Origin of the sequence: Actinoplanes sp. CA-051413, from assembly GCF_050955795.1 — a bacterium.
In the GTDB taxonomy this organism is placed as follows: Bacteria; Actinomycetota; Actinomycetes; order Mycobacteriales; family Micromonosporaceae; genus Actinoplanes.
Genome location: NZ_CP192100.1, coordinates 7,072,501 through 7,087,880, shown reverse-complemented (window position 1 = coordinate 7,087,880; position 15,380 = coordinate 7,072,501). Strand labels below are relative to the sequence as shown.

Here is a 15,380-nt window from a genome sequence, read left to right as displayed (position 1 = left end):
GTCAGCTCCGGGCGCGCTGCCGGGGCGTGTGCCGGCGGTAGCCGCTCACCGTGGGATCGCCCTTGATCCAGAACCGCCACGGCACGTCGTGCGCGGAGGTGACCCCGACCCGGGGGCCGGCGACCACCTCGGCCGCCGGCACCGGCTCGTCGGGCGGGGTCAGGGTTGCCGGGCCGGTGCCGTCCACGACGGACGTCGCGTTGGCCCGCCGGTCGAGGGCCAGCACCTGCATCAGCTTGGCGGGCCCGGCGGCCAGATCGCGGTCGTGCTTGGCCGCCGGGCGCCGGGACCGGGCGGTCTCCAGCCCGGCGACGACCTCCCCGGCCCGCAGCAGTACGGCGGAAGCGACCCCCTCCTCGCCGCAGACCACGTTGGCGCAGAAGTGCATGCCGTAGATCTGGTAGACGTACAGCATTCCGGCCGGGCCGAACATCACCTCGTTGCGCGCGGTCATGCCCCGGTGGGCGTGGCTGGCCGGGTCCTGGCCGAGGCCGCTGTAGGCCTCGACCTCGGTGAGCCGGGCGGTGACCCCGTTGGCGGTGAGCCGCCACCCGAGCAGCTCCCGCGCCGCCCGGTCCACGTCGGCCGCGGGGATCCGCAGCCAGGAGTAGTCGTTCACCCGCCAGACGCTAGCGGGTGGCGCCGAGACGCTCCCAGCCGGCGAGGGCGGACGGTTCCCGGTCGGTCTCGCCGACGTAGTCCGCGGACGGCCGGATGATCTTGCCGAGGTGCTTCTGCTCGATGATGTGCGCGCTCCAGCCGGCCGTCCGGGCGCACGCGAACAGCGGCGTGAACAGCTCGGCCGGTACGCCGGCGAAGTCGAGCACGATCGCCGCCCAGTACTCGACGTTCGTCTCCAGCACCCGGTCCGGTTTGCGCTCGCGCAGCTCGGCCAGCGCGGCCTCTTCCAGGGCGAGCGCGACCTCGTACCGTGGTGCCCCCAGCTCCCGGGCGGCCGCACGCAGGATGCGGGCCCGGGGGTCCTCGGCCCGGTAGACCGGGTGCCCGAAGCCCATCAGACGTTTCCCGCTGTCCAGCACCTCCTTGACGTAGCCGCGGGGGTCGCCGCTCTGCTCCACGGCCTCGACCATGCCCAGCGCCCGCGACGGGGCGCCGCCGTGCAGTGGCCCCGACAGGGAGGCGACCGCCGCGGACAGGCAGGCGGCCACGTCGGCCCCGGTGCTGGCGACCACGCGCGCCGTGAAGGTCGAGGCATTCATCCCGTGCTCCGCCGCGCAGACCCAGTACCGGTCGACGGCCTCGACCCGGCGCGGGTCCGCCTCGCCGTGCCACCGGATCATGAACTGCTCGGCGGCGGTGCGGCCCGCGTCGACCTGCTCCTGCGGCACCGCGGGTAGTTCCGGACCGCGGGCGGCCTGCGCCACGAACGACAGCATCGTGGCCGAGGTGAGGGCGAGGTCTTCCCGCGCCCGGTCGTCGTCGATGTCGATCAAGGGCTGTAGTCCGTGCCGGGCGGCCACCATGGAGGTCGCCGCCTGCAGGTCCACCCGCAGGCTGCCGGTCCGGACCGGGAGGTCGTAGGGCTCCGCGGCGGGCAGCGGCCGGGCGAAGTCGCCGTCGACCAGCAGGCCCCACACGTCGGCGAAGCCCGCTCGCCCGACCAGCGTCTCGATGTCGACCCCGCGGTAGCGCAGGGAGCCGCCGGTGCGGTCGGGTTCGGCGATGCGGGTGTCGAACGCGACGACGTCGGCCAGTCCAGGTTTCACGGTCAGCATCACCTCAATGTCGGTCCCGCCGATCCGCATGTCAACATTGATCCAGTCAACATGAGAAGATGACCACATGGGTGGAGACCGGCTGCTGACGACCGAGGAAGTGGCGCGCCGGCTGGGCGTCAAGAAGGCGACGGTCTACGCGTACGTGAGCCGGGGCCTGCTCGGCAGCCACCGCAACGCCGACGGCAAGGAGAGCCTGTTCGCCGAGCCCGAGGTCACGGCCTTCGCCGCCCGGCGCCGGCGTCCCGCGGCCGCGCCGGACGCCCCGGCCATCCACACCGGCATCACCCTGATCACCGGCGACGACCTCTTCTACCGCGGCCACCGCGCTCGCGAGCTCGCCACCACGACGTCCTTCGAGTCGGTGGCCACCCTGCTGTGGACCGGGCGGCTGGAGCACGTCCCGATGGAGCCCGACCCCGAGCTGCTGGCGCTGGCCGAGGCGGTGACGGCGCCCCTGCCGGCGAACGCGCGGGCGGCCGACCGGCTCCGGGTGACGGTCGCCGCGATCGCCGCCGCGGACCGGTTGCGCTTCGACACCACGCCGGCCGCGGTGATCGCCCGCGGCCGCACGATCATCGCCACCATGGTCGCGGCGCTGCCCGTGCAATCGCAGCCCTCGCAAAGCCCGGACCTCGCCGGTGTTCTGTGGGCGCGGCTGAGTCAGCGCCCGCCGACCCCGGCCGACCTCGTCACCCTGAACGCCGCCCTGGTCCTGCTGGCCGATCACGACCTGGCCGCCTCCACCTTCGCGGCCCGGGTGGCCGCCTCGACCCGGGCGCACCCGTACGCCGTCGTCCAGGCCGGCCTGGCCGCCCTCGACGGCCCGCTGCACGGCGGGGCCAGCGACCTCGTGGTCCGGCTGCTGACCGAGGCGACGCGCTCGGGTGATCCGGTCGGCACGATCGCCGACCGGCTGCGCGCGGACGGCTGGGTCCCGGGCTTCGGTCAGCAGCTCTACCCGGCCGGCGACCCCCGCGCGGTGGTCCTGCTCGGTCTGCTGGGGGAGTCGCCGGCCACCGCGGACGCGCAGGCGGTCCGGGCGGCCATGGCCCGGCACTCCGGCGCCGCGCCGAACGTCGACTTCGCCCTGGCCGCCTTCACCCAGGCCACCGGCATGCCCGCCGACGCCGGGGAGGCGATCTTCGCCGTCGCCCGGACCGCCGGCTGGCTCGCCCACGCCCTGGAGGAGTACGCCGACGAGCCGAGCCGCTTCCGGCCCAGCGGCCGCTACGCCGGCCGGTCCCCGCGAGACATCCCCTAGGCCCGCGAGCCGACCAGCATGCGGGTGAGCAGGTTCCGCGTCGCCCGCTGGATCCGTACGTCGGTGTACGCCGAGTCGACCAGGGCGAGGTTCCAATGGAACGTCCCCGCCGCGAAGACCAGCGTGCCGCGGGCGGTCTCGTAGAGGCTGGTGTTCTGCACCCGCGCCCCGCGGCCGAGCCGGTCCTCGTACGGGGTCTCGGACAGCAGTGTCTGGTTCGCCCGGCGGGACAGCTTGATCTTCGGGTTCCAGCCGTCGGCCTCGACCGCCACGAGCCCGGGGACGGTGTCGCCGTCGCGGACCCCGGTGCCCGCCCAGAACCAGTGCCTGCTCTTGCTGATCACCAGCGGCAGCGGGTCGGCCAGCATCCCGTTGTACTGCACGCCCAGCAGCCGTTGCTCGGCGTGGCTGTGCTTCTTGCCGATCTTGCGCCAGTTGCAGGTCGGCCCGTTCCCGTCCGCTCCCGGGTCCGGGGTGTCCTTGTAGCAGGTCACCACCCGGTTGCGGCGCCCGTCCCGCGCGGGGTCGAACCGCACGTGCCAGTAGATGTTGTTCGCTGCCAGGAACGCCAGGTGCGTGCCACCGTCGACGGCGCTCTCCGTGCTGTCGCGCATGGCTTTCGACCAGTACTCGTCGTGGCCGGGGAAGATCAATGCGGCGTGCTTGCCGGCCGGGATGCGCTGCTCGTGCAGGTCCAGGCTGGAGGCGTACGCCACGTCGAAGCCGGTGGCCTCGAGCCAGCGGGCGGCGGCGATGTCCAGGTCGGACCAGCTGGGCATCCCGCCGCCGGAGTAGGGGCGGTCGAAGGACACCTGGAAGGCGCGCTCCGGGATGCCGCCGACCTTGCCGGGCCGGACGTAGCCCTTGTAGAGGTTCTTCGCGGTCCGCCCGTCGGCCGGCCAGAAGTTGTACGCCTGGTAGGTGCTGAACGGCACCACGACGACGAAGTCGGCCTTGCGCCCGTCGTCGCGCACCACGAACGGTGTGCAGCTGCGGAAGCCGTCGTCGGTGTCGAACACCGCCAGGAAGTATCCGGAGGTCCAGTCGGCCGGGACGGCCAACGTCCAGGAGACGGGCCAGTCACACTCGATCAGGCCCGTGTCGGGGTCGGCGGGGGGCGTGGGCATCTCGGTGCCGCGCAGGCTGCCGCTGGTCAGCAGGCGCCGGCCACCCGCGCCGCCGTAGTGGCCGAGCCGGTAGATCGAGACGGTGAACGCCCGGTCACCGGCCACCGAGACGTGGAAGTCGAGCGACTCGCCGACGTTGACCGACGTGCGGGACGCGTACCCCTGGACCTGGCGCGTGACGTCGCCCGAGCTCCGTACGCCGGCCAGCTGCCACCCGCTGTCCCCGTCGAGCATGTTCTCCAGGACCACCGGGTTGGCGGCCCGTCCTTTTCCTCTGCTGTCGTGGTGGGCCGGCTGTGCACCGGCCGTACCGCAGGAACCCGATGTGCTGACGGCGGTGAGCGCGAGCAGGCTCAGCGCCGTACGACGAGACATGGCCGGCATGGTGTTTCCCCCGTGGTGAAATGCCGCCCGCACCGCCGATCGGACGCAAAAATGGCTCCACTGTAGACAGTGGAACCGCAGGGCTGGGCGCGGGATCCGTCGGCGGCGGCAGGCGTGTCTGTCACTGCCGCGCCGAGTATGCCGGGCGTCCGCAACCCCGTACGGGGTTGGTGGCGGAGGGTCAGCTGGCCGGGCGCCGAGGGCCGGCCGGCCGGGTGCGCTTGACCGGGCCGCACTGCCCGCCCGGCCGGTTCGGGCCGAACGGGCGCGTCGGGCCGAACATGTCCCGCAGGCGGCGGCGCCGGGCCGGGCCGCTGGGCCACCGGCCGGTCATCCGACGAAGTCCTGGGTCAGCCACACCTTGCCGCCCGACTCGCGGACGACGCTGAGCCCGATCCGCTTGAAGTCCTTGCTGAGCAGGTTCTTACGGTGCCCGTCGGCCGGCGGCACCTCGGCCAGCATGCTGTCGCACAGCCCGTTGGCCGCCTTGACGATCTCCGAGTCCGCGGAGCCCGCGAAGCCGAAGCCGATGTTCTCGCCCGCCGAACGCCACTGCACACCCTGCGCGCTGAACCGGTCGCCGATGCCGCCCTCGCCCGAGCACTGGTGGTTGAGCCCGCAGCCGTCGATCATCCGCTGGTTGTGCAGGGCCGCCGCCTTCGACAGCGAGCTGTCCAGCGACAACGCCGCCAGCCCCTCGTCGCCGCGGGCCGCGTTGATGTGGTCCAGCACCTGGTCCAGGATCGAGCCGCTGGTCGCCGGGGCATTCTTCGGCTTCGGCTTGTCCGCCGGCGCGGTCGTCCGGCGCTTCGAGGGCGTCGCCGGCTTCTTCGCGGCCTTGGTCGGCGCCTTGGTCACCGGGGTGGCGCTCGTCACCGACGGGGACGGTGACGGGGTCGCCGAGCTGGGCAGGATCGTCTCGTCCAGCAGATCGGTGCCGGTGTCCGGCTCACCGGCCGGGTCGGCCACGACCAGGGGGACGTCCGCGGCGGTACGGGTTGCCGGGGGTGCGGCCTGCCGGTTGAAGCCGACGACCGTGAAACCCACCCCGATCACCACGGCGGTGGCTCCCGCCACCAGGGTGTACCGGAATCTCTGGGCAGCGGGCATCGGCACGGACGGTCACCTCGGGAGTAGCGGGTCGCGGCCGCGCGGGCGCGGCAGGAAGCCGGGTGGGGGACGGCAACACAAGCGACTATGCGGCCCGCCGGCCCCGCGCGGGGGCCACCTCAGGAGCGCTTAAGGATCGACTCACGAAGACATAAGAAGCCGGGTACGCAGGGCGGCCACCACGCTGTCGTCGAGCTCCAGCCGCTCGGCCGCGTACCGGTGCACCGAACCGTGCCCGGCGGTGAGCTCGGCCAGGACCATCCGGATGAGCTCGGCCGGCGCCCGGCCGTAGCCGGGCCAGCGCAGCTCCCGGCCCGGATGCTCGGCCAGCCACCGCTCCCGCAGCCGCGGCGTGGCCAGCTCGGTGAGGGCGAAATCGGCGGCGATCGTCTCGACCGGCACGTCCAGCAGCGCCAGCACCAGCGCGGCGAGCAGCCCGGTGCGGTCCTTGCCCGAGGCGCAGTGGAACACCAGCGGCGCGTCGGCGGCGGCGATGGTCTCGATGGCCTGCCGCAGCTCGGCGGTGCCGTCGGCGGCCACCTCGGCGTACCGGTCGGCCAGATAGCGCCACGGGTCGAGGTCCGGATCGATCTGCGACTGGTCGTAGGGGCGATGCTCGATGCTCAGGTTGAGTCAGGTCACCCCGTCGGTGGCGGGCAGCCGGCCGGCCGCGGCGATCTCCCACGGATAGCGCAGGTCGATGACCGTGCCGACGCCCAGCTCCCGGAAGCGCCGCAGGTCGTCCTCCCCGGCCAGCCGGCCGAGGGAATCAGCGCGGTAGAGCGTGCGCCAGCGGGTGGTCCGCCCGTCGCTGGTCGCGTAGCCGCCCAGGTCGCGGAAGTTGCAGAGGCTGTCGAAGGGCACGTGCCGGCCGGAGGTCATGCCGGAGATCATCGCCTCTGCGAGGATCGGGACATGAACAGGGAGCTGCCGCAGGGCTATCAGCTGGTCGAAGGGCCGCCACCGGTCGAGGCGTACCTGACGCTGCGGCGCGACAGCGGACTGTCGCCCAAGACCCGGGAGCAGGCGGTCGCGGCGCTGCCGGGCAGCTGGTACGCCTGCCACATCGTGCACACGCAAACCGGTACGGCGGCCGGCATGGGCCGGATCATCGGCGACGGCGGCTGGTACTTCCACATCGTCGACATGGCGGTCCTGCCCGACCACCAGCGCCGCGGCCTCGGCGACGTGGTGCTGACGGCGCTGCTGGCCCGGATCAAGCAGGTGGCCCCGCCGGACGCCTACGTCAACCTGCTCGCCGACGCGCCGGGCCGCCGCCTGTACGCCCGCCACGGCTTCGTCGACACCGCCCCCATCTCCCTCGGCATGGCCCTCAGCCTCGGCTAACCGACCCAGGCCAGGAAGCGTTCGTAGAGGTCGGCCGGGGTCGGTTCGCCGACGGTGGTGAGGTCGCCGATCGCGTCGTACATCACCGAGGCCATGTAGATGGCCAGGCCGGCCGGGAAGCGGGCGTACTGCTCGGCGAGGTCGGTCCTGGCCTGCGGGCAGGGCCACGGGTCGGCGCAGACCTGGCAGTCCCAGGCCGGGCGGGCCGGGAGGTGCTCGGTCCGCGGCAGCAGCATCGACGCACGCACCTTCCGGGCGATCCTGCTCACGTTGAGCGATCTGGGCACTACACAGAGGAGCGTGCCTGACCTGGGGTCAGTCATCAATGGCTGGCGGTGCAGGTGGCAACTTTCCGACAGGAGCAAAGTCCGAGGGGGCAATAGCCTGTGGTCGTGATCATCCCCGTTGACCTGCCCGAGCCCGGCCAAGTGTGGACCCGCTGGGTCACGCTGGCCGCCGCGCTGAGCGCCATCGGGTGGGACGACGTCTGGTCGGTGGGTGACACCGGCGCGCACCACGACGACGGCGGGGGCAACTGGGCCCACCTGGCGCTGATCGAGGGCGGCCGCGCCGTCCTGTACGGCTGCGACCACGAGTACAGCGCCACCACCCACACCGACCCACCGCTGGACCTGCTCGCCGGTGCGCCCGACTGGCTGCCCTGGGACGACCTGGTGCCGTACGCCGCCGAGGACCAGCTCGGTTACGTGCTCTGGCACGACGGCGGCGGCTGGCGCCGGGCCGAGTATCCGGACGGCGTACAGGACGGGCTCGCTGCGACGGCCGGCGCCGTGCTGGACGCGGACGCCACGGTGGCCGCGCTGGTCGACGTGGTCTTCGAGTGGGGGCAGCACGACCTCGACACCGCCGACGAGCGGGCTGACGTGCGGGCTGCCGCCGTACGGCTGCTGACGGTCGGCACCCGCCGTGAGCTGGACGGGACCGCCCTGGCCGGCCTGCTCGCCCGGCTCGCCGATCCGGCCCTGGACGCCGCCGCGGGCCTGGCCGTCGCCGTGCGCGGTGGCGTGGCGCCGGGCACCTCGGTGCCGCAGACACCCGCGGGCCGGCGACCGGCCCGGCGGCGGGTCCGCAAGCTCAGCGACCACGAGCACGACCGGCTGATCTGGGCCGCCATGCACACCGAGCCCGAACGCGAACGGCCCGAGCCGGTGCCCACCGGCGAGCTGGGCGCCCTGGTCACCTGGATGCGCAGCCGCGCGCCGGGCGGTGACGGCCGCTGCACGCTGCGGGTGTACGCCGACGACAGCAGCCTCGCCGCCCAGCCCGGCGAGGGTGCCCCGGCCGACCGGCCCGGTGAGGGCAGGTTCGGCGCGTTCGGGGAGCTGAGTGATCTGGTCCGCCGGCTGCGGTCGGCCGAGGCCGCTGACGCCTCGGGGCGCTGGCTGTTCCTGTTCGTCGAGACGACCGCGCACGGGGTGACGGTGGAACGCCGCTACGACTCGTGGCCGGACTGGTGGGAGGACAACGGCATCTCGGGTCCGTGGCGCAGCAACCTGCGGGCCGAGGTGCAGGCGCGGGAGCCGGCGTGGCACCCGTCCTGGGCAGCACTGCTCGACCCCGAGGTCGCCTACCGCTCGGCGGAGTGAGCCAGCCGGGCCCGCCAGGGATGGTCCGGATGGGCCAGGGCCAGCGCCGCGTCCAGCCAGGCCCGGCGGCCGGCCGACAGCTCCGGCAGCACCGCGGCCAGGTCCTGCTCGTCCTTGTCCCGGGCGGCCTTCGCCTTGAACAACAGGACCACCTCCGGGACGACGAAGGGGATCCCGTCCGGCGTGCGCTGCACAACCTCCGCGTACGGGCGGCGGATCCGTTCGTCGCGCCGGCAGATCCAGGTGTCCCCGTCGTGCGGCTCCCGGAACACGTCGAAGCGCCACCTCCCGATCGCCGGGTCCAGGGCCCAGGTCTGGAACTCGGCGGCCAGGCTCACCGGGTCGGCGGGCGTCAGGGTCCCGGACTGCGGCACGTGGAACTCCCAGCCCGGGAACAGCGGGGTGAGCTGCCCAAAGTCCGACGCGGGCAGGACCAGCTCGATGTCGTGATGGTCGCGGGTGACCCGGCCGAGGAACAGATCAACCGCCCACCCGCCGGCCACAGCCCAGGTGACGGGCAGCCCGGCCAGCCGGTCGGCCAGCTCCTGCGGCGAGTACGGCTGCCACGCGTCCACGCCGGGAGTCATGCCGTCAGCGTAGGGCCTGTCGATACAGTGCGCGGGTGAGCAGACTCCTCAACGGCATCACCAGCACGCTGCGCCGGGTCGCGGGCCGCCGTACCCCGGCCCCGCAGGGCACCGCGCACCCCGCCCCGCCGCGGCAGGTCCCCACCGCCCAGCGCGGGCGCCACCTCGAGTATTCGCCGAACCTCGACGGCGACGCCGATCCGGGCGAGATCGTGTGGACCTGGGTGAAGTACGAGGACGACCCGTCGCAGGGCAAGGACCGGCCGGTGCTCGTGGTCGGGCGCAACGGCCGTACCCTGCTCGGCCTGATGCTCTCCAGCCAGACCGAGCGCGACGGCCAGCGCAACTGGCTCGCCCTCGGCCCCGGTGACTGGGACCGCGACTCGCGGCCCAGCTGGATCCGCCTCGACCGGGTCCTCGAGGTCGACGAGGACGGCATCCGCCGCGAGGGCGCGGTGCTGGACCGCGTCCGCTTCGACCGCGTCGCCGGTGTGCTGCGCAGCGATCACGGCTGGGCATAACCGGTCACCCCGGTGAGTTGACCACTACCGTGGTGAACATGGATACGGACGTTATGGTCGGTTTCGGCGGTAAGCAGGCGTGGCTCGCCGTGCGCGACGGCGACCCGGAGCAGGTGCTCGCCGCGCTCGGCCTGCGCGACCTCGGCGAGGTGTCCTGGCGCGCCGGCATCGACCTGGCGCACCTGAGCGACGACCGCGTCGCGGTGACGCCCGCGCTGCCGGGCGCCCGGGACACGTCCTGGGTGCTCGCAGCCGGCCGCTACCTGCTGCGCCCCGACACCGTGGTGGACGTCGTGGAGCTCTCCGCGCGCCTGCACACCGAGGTGCAGTTCTACGCCACCCACCGGGTGACCGAGTCGCACCGCTGGCAACGGGCCGTCGACGGCGAGCTGGTCCGCACGTTCGGCTACGTCGGACAGACGGGCGACGTCACCTCGTGGCACGGCGACCCCGACCCGGCCGAGCGAGCCGCCGGGCTGCCGGCCAGCTTCTTGGGCGAGGAGAGCGTGGACGAGGAGAGCACGGTGCTGGTCTCCGAACAGGACGTGCTGCGGGTCGCCGACGGGTGGAGCATCGACCCGTCCGCGCTCGACGGACGCAAGGCCCCCGGCCCGCTCCGCGTGGGCGCCGCGGACTGAGAGAGGACGACACCATGCGCAAGTACGTGATCATGGGCGTGCAGGGCAGCGGCAAGGGCACCCAGGCCGAGCTGCTCAGCAAGGACCTGGACCTGGTGCACATCAGCGTCGGCGACATCTTCCGCTGGCACGTGCAGCGCCACACCAAGCTCGGCGCCCAGGTGCGACGGGCCATGAACGCCGGCGAGCTGGTCGGCGACGACATGGTGGAGTCCGTGGTCCGCGACCGCCTGGACCAGCACGACTGGAACTTCGGCTTCGTCATCGACGGGTTCCCGCGCAACGGCCGGCAGGCCGAGTTCTTCATGGAGAGCTACGACATCGACGGCGTCATCCACCTGGAGCTGCCCGACGACGAGGTCCGCCGCCGGGTGCTCAGCCGCCGGCTCTGCCCGGGCTGCGGGATGGACTACAACCTGATCGCCGACCGGCCCGAGGTGGAGGGTCGCTGCGACATCTGCGGCACCGAGCTGATCACCCGCGCGGACGACACCCCGGAGGCTCTCGCGGCCCGGCTGCGCGACTACCACGAGAAGACCCGGCCGGTGCTGGAGCTGTTCGGCCGCAAGGAGGTCGTGCACGACGTGGACGCCCGCCCCTCCGCCGACGAGGTGCAGGCGTCCATCCGTACGGCGCTGGGGCTACCCGCCTACGCCCCGGCCGCCTGACCGCTCAGGCGGTGAACTTGTTGCGGCGGCGGGTGAACAGGAAGGCGACCACACCGGCCACGAGCAGCAGACCGCCGACACCCGCGATCGCGACAGCGTTGATGCCGGTCACCGGCAGTCCGCCGCCGCTGCCGCCGTCGGCCGGCGGGGTGGTGGCCGGGGCGGCGTCCGTGCCGGTCGGGGTGGCGGTCGGCGCCGAGGTGGGCGCGGTGGTCGGTGCGGTGGTCGGCGGCGTCGTCGCCGGGGCCGTCAGCTTGACGTACGCGAAACCGACCCGCTCGGTCCGCGCCGGCACGGGCAGCTCCTTGGGCTCGAGGGCCAGCTTGCCCCCGGTGCCCGCCACCGGCGTCGTGCCCGGGCCGCCGTGCTCCTCGGCCGACTCCTTGATGCCGCCGTTCTTGTCCACCCAGTCCTTCGGGAACCACTGGAAGACGACACTGCCGCTGAAGGCCTTCGCGTCCGCGTCGGCGGAGACCTGGAACGGCGAGAGCGCGTAGGTGCCGCCGACGGGCAGCTCCCCGTCGAACTCGCACCAGGCGCCGTCGAGGTTGCTGTCGGTGTAGTACCAGCAGTTGGTGAAGGCCCGGGGCAGGTGCAGCTCGTTGAACACCCGGATGTTGACCACGACGCCCGGCGAAGGCGCGGTGCCGCGGTTGGTCACGCCCAGCACGACCGGGATGGTCTCGCCCGCGCGGATCGGGTAGGTGACGGAATGTCCGTTGGCGTCGCGTTCGGTCAGCGCGCCGAACAGCGGCGTTTCGTCGGCCGCCTGAGCCACGGAGGGAACTGCCAGCACGGCGGCGCTGACGAAAGCCGCGCCGAGTGCGCGCAAGATGGTCTTCACGACGGGGCACCATACAAGAGATCGGCAAATCGCTCTGCCCCGTTGCCGCGCCCGTGCTCAGTCAGCGCCGGGCTCAGTCGGCGTCGTGGATGTCGTAGCCGTGCCGGGTGAGCGCCTTCTCGACGGTCTTGCAGACCCGCTCCACGACGGCCAAGCGGGCGTAGTGCTTGTCGTCACCGGCGATGACGTGCCAGCGCGCCCGCGACCTGTCCGTCTTGTCGAGCATCTCCGCCACCGCGACCTCGTAGTCGGCGCGACGGTCCCGGTTGCGCCAGTCCTCGTCCGTGAGCTTCCACCGGCGCAACGGGTCGCCGGCCCGATCCTCGAACCGGCGCAGCTGCTCGTCCTCCGAGACGTGCATCCAGAACTTGATGAGGATCGCGCCCTCGGCGGTCAGCGTCCGTTCGAACTCGGCGATCTCGTCGTACGCGCGGGTCCACTGTTTCGTGGTGGCGAAGCCTTCGACGCGTTCGACCAGGACACGGCCGTACCAGGAGCGGTCCAGCACCGTCATGCCACCCCAGCCGGGCAGCTTGGGCCAGAAGCGCCAGAGGAAGTGGTGCCGCTTCTCGTCGTAGGTCGGCGCGGCGAACTGCGACACCCGGACGTGCCGCGGGTCCAGCGGCGCGACCAGCCGTTTGATCGCCCCGCCCTTGCCGGAGGCATCCCAGCCCTCGAAGAGGACACAGAGCGGCGGTCCGATCTTCTTGTTGCCGATCTGGCCGCCGAGCAGCAACCGCAGGCGCAGCAGCCGCTGCTGGGCGGTCTCCAGCCGCTCCTTGGCCTGCTTCTTGGACAGCTCGACGGGTGGTGCGGCGGAACCCAGGCGACTCATCGCCCCAGCCTCGCACCCGGCCGCGCCCGCGGCATCCCGAAACCCGGTGTGAGCGGCCCGGCCCGATGCGGGACAATTTCCCGGTGACTCTCGTTGACGACATGCAGTGGCGCGGACTGATCCAGGACTCCACCGACCCCGAGGAGCTGCGCAAGCACCTCGACGGCGGCTCGATCACGTTCTACGTCGGCTTCGACCCGACCGCCGCCTCCCTGCACGTCGGCAACCTCATGCAGGTCGTCACCGCCCGCCGCCTCCAGCTGGCCGGGCACCGCCCGTTGCTGCTGGTCGGCGGCGCGACCGGCCAGATCGGCGACCCGGGCGGCAAGTCCGCCGAGCGCGTGCTCAACCCGCGCGAGGTGACCGCCGGCTGGGTGCTGCGCATCCGCGACCAGCTCGCCCCGTTCGTCACGTACGAGGGTGAGAACGCCGCCACCATGGTCAACAACCTGGACTGGACCGGCGACCTGTCGGTGATCGACTTCCTGCGCGACGTCGGCAAGCACTTCCCGGTCAACAAGATGCTGGCCCGCGACGTGGTGAAGAACCGCCTGGAGACCGGCATCAGCTTCACCGAGTTCAGCTACCAGCTGCTGCAGGCCAACGACTTCCACGAGCTGCACCGCCGGCACGGCTGCTCGCTGCAGTTCGGCGGCTCCGACCAGTGGGGCAACATCACCGCCGGGGTCGACTTCGTCCGCCGCCGCGGCGCCGGCCCGGTGCACGCCTTCACCACCCCGCTGGTCCTCAAGGCCGACGGCACCAAGTTCGGCAAGAGCGAGGGCGGCGCCACCTGGCTCGACCCCACGATGACCTCGCCGTACGCGTTCTACCAGTTCTGGGTCAACGCCGACGACCGGGACATTTCGCAGTACCTGCGCTACTTCAGCTTCAAGAGCCGCGAGGAGATCGAGGAGCTGGAGAAGGCGACCGCCGAGCGGCCGCAGGCCCGGCTGGCCCAGCGCGAGCTGGCCTTCGAGATCACCGCGCTGGTGCACGGCGAGGAGGAGGCCCGGCAGGCGGTCACCGCCAGCCAGGCGCTGTTCGGCCGGGGATCGCTGGAGGAGCTCTCGGCGGACACGCTGCGGGCCGCGCTGTCCGAGGCCGGCCTGACGGAGGTACGCGGTGAGCTCCCGACCGTGACGGCCCTGCTCCAGACGTCCGGCCTGGTCAAGAGCGGGGGAGAGGCGCGCCGCACGATCGCCGAGGGCGGCGCGTACCTGAACAACGAGCGCCTCACCGACCCCGAGGCCACCGTCCCGGAGTCGGCCCTGCTGCAGGGCCGTTTCCTGGTCCTGCGCCGCGGCAAGCGCACCTTCGCCGGCGTCGAAGTGATCAAGTAAGGAACGCCGCAGGGGCATTCATTTGGCCGGACCTGAGGGCTTGCCGTGCCCCTTACCGGGGTGGCTGGGCGGGACCGAAGGCTTACCCGGGGACGGCGGCGTCGGCTTCGGCTTCTCTGTGGGCGTACCGGTGTCAGAGGGTTTGCTCGTAACGGCCGGCTTGCCGAGCAGCTCGGCGCAGAAATCGTCGATCTTCGGCATCCCGCCGGCCGCCGCGGCCAGCGCCCGCCGGGCCGGCGCCGGCACGGCCTTACCGGGCGGCTCCTGCCGGGCGGCATCCCAGACCCGGCAGAGATCCAGGACAGCGGTCACGGCAGGCGAGGAAGTCACGCTGCGCGACGGCTTCGGCAGCGGAGACGGTACGGCTGACGTGGTCCCGCCACCAGCAGTGGGCTGCGTCGACGGGTCCGGAGCCGGCACCCCCACGTCCGAGAAGATGTCGTGCGCGCGTTCCTGCACCGACGGAGGCAGACTGCCCGCCCGCGCCGCCAAGGCGGTGCCACCGAAAGCCAGGACAGCGAATCCGAGAGCCACCTTCATCGCGAACGTCCTGACCGCACGGTCCCTCCTCGGCGGCGCGGTCGGTACAGCACGCTGCCGGGCGGCGAGAAAACCGGCCACAGCCGCCCGCTCGCCGGCCAGATCCTCCCCGGGGGTGGAAGCCCTGGCGGCGTCGAGCAGCTCGGCCAGACCCTCCATGCCAGGGTCCGGCCGTGCACCGGCTACAAGCCGATCAGCCTCGGAGAGACCGATCCGGCGGGCTCGCCTCATCGACATCGCAGACCGAAGAGCGCTCCATGTCCCCACCGCGTTACACCCCCTCCGGCAGAGCCGGATCAACCGGCGAACCGGCCACCGGCGCATTACGCGCCTGCACCTGCGGATGCGCGGCCAGCCGCCGCAACCCCCGCATCGTGGCGATCCGCACGGCACCGGACCGCTTCCCGAGAACCTTGGCCGTGGTGGCGACATCCAGCCCGGCGACCACCCGCAACATGACGGCCTCGGCCTGATCAGCGGGCAGCGAGGCGATCAGCCCCAGCGCCCACCGCGTATCGGAACCCTCGAACGCCTCGGCGGCGGCATCCCGGGCCCGGAGCTCGGCATTCACCGACCCGGCCGGATCCTCAGGACGACGGCCCAGCCGCCGCCGCTCATCGATCCCGCGATGCCGGGCGATCCGGAAGAGCCACCCCCGGAAAGCCCCGAAATCACCGGAGAACCGATGCAGATCCCGGGCGGCCTGCAACCAGGTCTCGGAAGCGACATCCTCGGCGGCATCACCGACGACAACCCGCAGATACCGGAGAACGGCAGGCTGCAAGGCCCGCCAAACAGTGGCAAAACCCCGCTCATCACCACCCTGAGC

17 protein-coding genes and 1 pseudogene (1 of these 18 running past the window's edge) are annotated in these 15,380 nt (G+C 72.6%); 7 read left to right on the top strand and 11 right to left on the bottom strand.

Annotated elements, in window-relative coordinates; genetic code table 11:
* Position 1: 1 nt before the first annotated feature.
* Positions 2-619, bottom strand: a complete 618-nt coding sequence (locus ACQP2Y_RS33270) for a DNA-3-methyladenine glycosylase (protein WP_433719746.1) — start codon at positions 617-619, stop codon at positions 2-4.
* Between the two features lie 10 nt (positions 620-629).
* The gene (locus ACQP2Y_RS33265; protein ID WP_433719743.1) at positions 630-1,736 is read right to left on the bottom strand and encodes a citrate synthase 2; all 1,107 of its coding nucleotides are present in this window, start codon (positions 1,734-1,736) and stop codon (positions 630-632) included.
* Positions 1,737-1,803: 67 nt separating this feature from the next.
* Here ACQP2Y_RS33265 and ACQP2Y_RS33260 point away from each other — a divergent pair, with 67 nt between their 5' ends.
* A complete protein-coding gene (locus ACQP2Y_RS33260; RefSeq protein WP_433719741.1) occupies positions 1,804-3,000 on the top strand; it encodes a citrate synthase family protein in 1,197 nt (398 codons plus the stop codon).
* Here the strand turns inward: ACQP2Y_RS33260 and ACQP2Y_RS33255 are convergent.
* The 3 genes and pseudogenes from ACQP2Y_RS33255 to ACQP2Y_RS33245 form a co-directional block, all read right to left on the bottom strand.
* A complete protein-coding gene (locus tag ACQP2Y_RS33255; RefSeq protein ID WP_433719738.1) occupies positions 2,997-4,502 on the bottom strand; it encodes a N,N-dimethylformamidase beta subunit family domain-containing protein in 1,506 nt (501 codons plus the stop codon). The two genes, ACQP2Y_RS33260 and ACQP2Y_RS33255, sit on opposite strands and share 4 nt — an antisense overlap.
* 339 nt (positions 4,503-4,841) lie before the next feature.
* Entirely contained in the window at positions 4,842-5,621 is a 780-nt protein-coding gene (locus tag ACQP2Y_RS33250) for a CAP domain-containing protein (RefSeq protein WP_433732167.1), read from the bottom strand.
* Positions 5,622-5,762: 141 nt separating this feature from the next.
* Positions 5,763-6,503, bottom strand: a pseudogene (locus ACQP2Y_RS33245) (tyrosine-protein phosphatase).
* Between the two features lie 33 nt (positions 6,504-6,536).
* Here ACQP2Y_RS33245 and ACQP2Y_RS33240 point away from each other — a divergent pair.
* Positions 6,537-6,968, top strand: a complete 432-nt coding sequence (locus ACQP2Y_RS33240; RefSeq protein ID WP_433719735.1) for a GNAT family N-acetyltransferase — start codon at positions 6,537-6,539, stop codon at positions 6,966-6,968.
* Here ACQP2Y_RS33240 and ACQP2Y_RS33235 read toward each other — a convergent pair.
* Positions 6,965-7,204, bottom strand: a complete 240-nt coding sequence (locus ACQP2Y_RS33235) for a hypothetical protein (RefSeq protein WP_433719732.1) — start codon at positions 7,202-7,204, stop codon at positions 6,965-6,967. The genes ACQP2Y_RS33240 and ACQP2Y_RS33235 overlap by 4 nt on opposite strands.
* Before the next feature lie 156 nt (positions 7,205-7,360).
* Between ACQP2Y_RS33235 and ACQP2Y_RS33230 the strand changes: the two genes are divergently transcribed.
* Positions 7,361-8,575 (top strand): hypothetical protein, encoded by a 1,215-nt coding sequence (locus tag ACQP2Y_RS33230; RefSeq protein ID WP_433719730.1) that lies wholly within the window; start codon positions 7,361-7,363, stop codon positions 8,573-8,575.
* On the opposite strand, the gene ACQP2Y_RS33225 is transcribed toward ACQP2Y_RS33230, so the two are convergent.
* Positions 8,557-9,162: a nucleotidyltransferase domain-containing protein gene (locus tag ACQP2Y_RS33225; RefSeq protein WP_433719727.1), complete on the bottom strand. Its 606-nt coding sequence runs from the start codon at positions 9,160-9,162 to the stop codon at positions 8,557-8,559. The two genes, ACQP2Y_RS33230 and ACQP2Y_RS33225, sit on opposite strands and share 19 nt — an antisense overlap.
* 35 nt (positions 9,163-9,197) lie before the next feature.
* Here ACQP2Y_RS33225 and ACQP2Y_RS33220 point away from each other — a divergent pair, with 35 nt between their 5' ends.
* From ACQP2Y_RS33220 to ACQP2Y_RS33210, 3 genes are read left to right on the top strand one after another with little or no spacing between them, the layout of a single operon-like run.
* The gene (locus tag ACQP2Y_RS33220; RefSeq protein ID WP_433719724.1) at positions 9,198-9,683 is read left to right on the top strand and encodes a type II toxin-antitoxin system PemK/MazF family toxin; all 486 of its coding nucleotides are present in this window, start codon (positions 9,198-9,200) and stop codon (positions 9,681-9,683) included.
* Between the two features lie 38 nt (positions 9,684-9,721).
* Positions 9,722-10,321: a hypothetical protein gene (locus ACQP2Y_RS33215; RefSeq protein ID WP_433719721.1), complete on the top strand. Its 600-nt coding sequence runs from the start codon at positions 9,722-9,724 to the stop codon at positions 10,319-10,321.
* Positions 10,322-10,335: 14 nt separating this feature from the next.
* Positions 10,336-10,989: an adenylate kinase family protein gene (locus ACQP2Y_RS33210; protein WP_433719718.1), complete on the top strand. Its 654-nt coding sequence runs from the start codon at positions 10,336-10,338 to the stop codon at positions 10,987-10,989.
* 4 nt (positions 10,990-10,993) lie between these two features.
* Here ACQP2Y_RS33210 and ACQP2Y_RS33205 read toward each other — a convergent pair whose 3' ends face one another.
* Both ACQP2Y_RS33205 and ACQP2Y_RS33200 read right to left on the bottom strand, forming a co-directional pair.
* Positions 10,994-11,833: an LPXTG cell wall anchor domain-containing protein gene (locus ACQP2Y_RS33205; RefSeq protein ID WP_433719715.1), complete on the bottom strand. Its 840-nt coding sequence runs from the start codon at positions 11,831-11,833 to the stop codon at positions 10,994-10,996.
* Positions 11,834-11,906: 73 nt separating this feature from the next.
* Positions 11,907-12,668: a polyphosphate kinase 2 family protein gene (locus tag ACQP2Y_RS33200; protein ID WP_433719712.1), complete on the bottom strand. Its 762-nt coding sequence runs from the start codon at positions 12,666-12,668 to the stop codon at positions 11,907-11,909.
* Between the two features lie 65 nt (positions 12,669-12,733).
* Between ACQP2Y_RS33200 and tyrS the strand changes: the two genes are divergently transcribed.
* Positions 12,734-14,011 (top strand): tyrosine--tRNA ligase, encoded by a 1,278-nt coding sequence (gene tyrS, locus ACQP2Y_RS33195; RefSeq protein WP_433719709.1) that lies wholly within the window; start codon positions 12,734-12,736, stop codon positions 14,009-14,011.
* 18 nt (positions 14,012-14,029) lie between these two features.
* Here the strand turns inward: tyrS and ACQP2Y_RS33190 are convergent, their stop codons facing one another.
* Both ACQP2Y_RS33190 and ACQP2Y_RS33185 read right to left on the bottom strand, forming a co-directional pair.
* Complete coding sequence (locus ACQP2Y_RS33190; protein ID WP_433719706.1) at positions 14,030-14,710, bottom strand: hypothetical protein; 681 nt, start codon at positions 14,708-14,710, stop codon at positions 14,030-14,032.
* Between the two features lie 112 nt (positions 14,711-14,822).
* Positions 14,823-15,380 carry the 3' portion of an RNA polymerase sigma factor gene (locus ACQP2Y_RS33185; protein ID WP_433719704.1) on the bottom strand. The gene runs 39 nt beyond the window's last position, so 558 of the gene's 597 nt are visible here — the last part of the coding sequence; its start codon lies off the right edge, out of view; it ends in the stop codon at positions 14,823-14,825.